Annotated in this window: 3 protein-coding genes; all 3 read left to right on the plus strand. The window is 54.6% G+C overall.

Annotation, left to right across the window (positions count from 1 at the left end):
- Nucleotides 1-4: 4 nt before the first annotated feature.
- Nucleotides 5-247, plus strand: coding sequence for a rod-binding protein (locus WBC85_RS13865; protein WP_424438366.1), 243 nt, complete (start codon nt 5-7; stop codon nt 245-247).
- On the plus strand, nt 237-587 hold the full coding sequence (locus WBC85_RS13870) for a flagellar biosynthesis protein FlgN (protein ID WP_424438360.1): 351 nt from the start codon (nt 237-239) through the stop codon (nt 585-587). Before WBC85_RS13865 ends, WBC85_RS13870 begins: the two co-directional genes overlap by 11 nt.
- Before the next feature lie 228 nt (nt 588-815).
- Nucleotides 816-1,664: a flagellin gene (locus WBC85_RS13875; protein WP_424438363.1), complete on the plus strand. Its 849-nt coding sequence runs from the start codon at nt 816-818 to the stop codon at nt 1,662-1,664.
- Nucleotides 1,665-1,712 lie beyond the last annotated feature (48 nt).

Genomic DNA, 1,712 nt, shown 5'->3' on the forward strand with positions numbered 1-1,712 from the left:
ATCTCTGGCAGCGCGTGACGCGGCATTGATGGAGGCTGCGCAAGATCTCGAGGCGGCGTTTCTGTCGGAAATGCTCCAGTCAGCGGGCCTTGTAAAAACCAGTGAAAGTTTTGGCGGCGGTGCCGGAGAGGAGCAGTTTGGCTCGTTCCTCGTTCAGGAGCAGGCCAAATACATTGTTAAAGGCGGCGGCATCGGTCTTGCACAGTCACTTTTTGAAGCGTTGAAGGAGCAATCAAATGACCACTGAAATTGATTTCGATAAACTTGAGGTTTTGCTTGAGCAAGAGCGTGCATTTTTGCTTGAGGGGGATCTTGCAGGGTTGGGGTCCCTGTTACCAGCCAAGGAGAAGCTGGTGGAGATGTTGCTGGGTGATGAGGGTGGTAACCGTCACAGAATCGCGCCTCTAGAGGGAAAATTGCAGCGCAATCAATTGCTTTTGAATGGAGCACTTGATGGCATTCGGGCCGTTGCCACACGGCTGGCAGCGTTGCGGCAGGTGCGGATGGCGTTGGACACTTACGATGCCCAGGGGCGGAAACAACGGGTTGTAACGCCCACGCCCTCGAAGCTGGAAAAGCGTGCGTGAAAGGCTGCGCGTGCCAGAGCGGCGCAGTTTATTAAAATGCGTAGCAGAGGGGATCAGGCGAATTAAGACTTTTGTAAGCGACAGAGGGTCATGGTGGCAGTGCATCCGATCCCGGATGGCACACTGCCCATGAGGGGCGGATGTACAGGTCAGAATGGCATTCCTGTCCCACACCTGTGCGGACGTTATCCGGCGTAAAGCGCCGACACGAAAAAGGAACATGCTTCAATGTCGAGCATTCTTACAAACAACAGCGCAATGGTTGCATTGCAAACACTGAAATCCATCAACAGCAATCTGGCGAATACCCAAAACGCCATCTCAACCGGCAAGGACATCAGCAGCGCGAAACACAACGCGTCTGTCTGGGCGATCTCCAAGGTAATGGAATCTGATGTATCCGGTCTCGATGCCGTCCAGGATTCGCTTGCAGTAGGCCAGTCTACGGTCGCCGTCGCGAGTGCGGGTGCAGAGCGGGTTGTAGAAACCCTCAAAGAGATGCAGGCGCTGGCCATATCGGGCCAATCCGAAACGGCAGACTTTGGCAAAATCGCTACGGAGATGACTGCCAAAAAAGCGGAGATTGATGCAATCATTGCAGGATCGCAGTTCAACGGTGTGAACCTGCTGAACACGGACGTTGATGGTGCTGGTGCTGGTACAACGAACCTGACCGTTGTCGGCTCGCTTAACCGGGTTGGTAACGCTGCGCCAACGGCTGAAACCATCTCTGTCGCTACAGCAGATTTGCAAGCAACGGTCACTGGTGGAACCTTGGCCACAATCGTGGATACGGCAACGGCTGCAACAGCATTCGGGCAACTTGATACGATGCTCACGGCTGCCATTGAGGGGGCTGCTTCGTTGGGCTCCTCTGCAAAACGTCTTGATAATCAAAGTTCGTTTATCTCGAAGCTGTCGGATTCCCTGACGTCCGGTATCGGTGCGTTGGTCGATACCGATATGGAAGCGGCATCTGCAAAGTTGCAGGCATTGCAGACCCAGCAGCAGTTGGGTGTTCAGGCATTGTCCATCGCCAACCAGACACCACAAACCATCCTGTCCCTGTTCCGTTAAGGGTTGTGACGCTGACCACAGTCGGAGGCGCGACTATCCGCGCCTCCG

This window comes from Planktotalea sp. (assembly GCF_049680325.1).
Taxonomy (GTDB): domain Bacteria; phylum Pseudomonadota; class Alphaproteobacteria; order Rhodobacterales; family Rhodobacteraceae; genus Planktotalea.

What these genes read in the sequence shown, in the direction of transcription:
- WBC85_RS13870 (WP_424438360.1), top strand. Translation starts at nt 237, where the DNA reads ATGACCACTGAAATTGATTTCGATAAACTTGAGGTTTTGCTTGAGCAA.
- WBC85_RS13875 (WP_424438363.1), top strand. Translation starts at nt 816, where the DNA reads ATGTCGAGCATTCTTACAAACAACAGCGCAATGGTTGCATTGCAAACA.